The following is a 1,641-nucleotide window of genomic DNA, read 5'->3' on the forward strand; positions in this document are numbered from 1 at the left end:
TGCGGCCAGCCGTTCTGCCGCCCCCCGGGCTGCGGCTTGCGTACGCCCGGAAAGCACCAACAGCTCCACCGGACGCGGGGAGGCCTCACGCTCTGCCGCCTCCACTGCCATGCGCGGTGCTTCCTCCAGAATGATGTGCGCATTGGTGCCACTCATACCAAAGGCGCTGACCCCGGCAATGCGCGTTTTTTCGCCCCGAGGCCACGGGATGGCCCTGTCGGCCACTCTGACCGGCAGGACGTCCCACGGGATATGCGGGTTGGGGGTGGTGAAGTGCAGGTTCTGCGGGATGCGCTGATGCTGCAACGCCAGCACCGTCTTGATCAGCCCGGCGATCCCGGCGGCGGCATCCGTATGGCCGATGTTGCTTTTGACCGAGCCAAGGATCAGCGGCCGGTCGGTATTGCGTCCCTCGCCGAGTACCGCGCCCAGCGCCTGCACCTCAATCGGGTCGCCCAATCGTGTGCCAGTGCCGTGGCACTCCACGTAGTCGACGTCGGCAGACTGCACCCCGGCCTGCTGCAAAGCGGCACGAATGACCGCCTCCTGCGCCGAACCGCTAGGCACCGTCAGACCCTGGGTATGGCCGTCATGATTGATGGCACTGCCGCGGATCACAGCAGCAATGCTATCGCCATCGCGCAATGCATCACTCAGCCGCTTCAGTATCACTACGCCACAACCATCGGCAAAAATAGTGCCATCAGCTTCAGCATCAAAGGTGCGGCAACGCCCGCTGGAACTGATATGCCCCAATGTATGCCACGTGCTGAGCGCCTGCATATCCCGAGGCATTAATCCCACACCGCCAGCAATGGCGATAGTGCATTCTTTGTTACGCAGCGCGGCGATCGACTGGTGAACGGCAACCAGCGAGGAGGAACAGGCCGTGTCCAGCGCTACGGCTGGCCCTTGCGCACCGAGTAAATAGCCGATCCGTCCGGCTGTGATACTGTTTAAACTGCCTGTTACCGAGTAGGCATCCGCCACCAGTGATTGTGCAGGATCGAAATCACCTCCCGATGTCGAGACACCAACCCACACTCCCACCGCAGCGTGATCTATTTCAGCAATCGGGACTTTCGCGTTTTCCAATGCATCCCAAACCGACTCCAGCAATATTTTTTGCTTGGGGTGCATTTTCTGCGCTTCACGTGGAGAAATATTAAAGAAGTCACAATCAAAATCATAAATTGATTTTAGTAAACCACATGAAGAATTAAATTCTTCATGATGACTTACCGGATCAATGGCATTTTTTAGTAACGTCCAGTATTCATTTACATCATCAGCGCCAGGCAACTTCACTGACATGCCGATAATTGCCACTGGTTCTTTACTGACATATTCAAAGCGTTCAATTTTTTGTTTTAGCTTGGTGATTGCCAGAAGTGCTTCTTTTTCAATACTCAAAATTCGTCCTCCTTGTACAATACCTTCAGAACCTCAGCCAGCTCTTTTTTTGCCTCAGCCGTTTCATAGTTATTGATTCGCTCAATTTTCGAAATGAATACATCATCCTCGCTGTCAGTGTTGACCTGTGCCTTTGACTTTTCTCTACCAGCGGTTGCATCGAAGAGATAACTACACAGCTCTCTCACACTCGGATATTTAAACAACTCAGCGATGGTGATATTTTTC

At 54.3% G+C, this 1,641-nt stretch carries 2 protein-coding genes; both read right to left on the bottom strand.

Going from position 1 to position 1,641, the window contains the following annotated elements; all coding sequences use genetic code 11:
• On the bottom strand, positions 1-1,413 hold a 1,413-nt coding region (locus U869_RS0128650), incomplete at its 3' end, for a polyketide synthase (protein WP_025123907.1).
• Positions 1,410-1,641, bottom strand: a 232-nt coding sequence (locus U869_RS0128655; protein ID WP_025124030.1) for a hypothetical protein, incomplete at its 5' end; no start/stop codon positions are given. The genes U869_RS0128650 and U869_RS0128655, both read right to left, overlap by 4 nt.

Origin of the sequence: Serratia sp. H1w (genome assembly GCF_000633355.1) — a bacterium.
Taxonomy (GTDB): domain Bacteria; phylum Pseudomonadota; class Gammaproteobacteria; order Enterobacterales; family Enterobacteriaceae; genus Chania.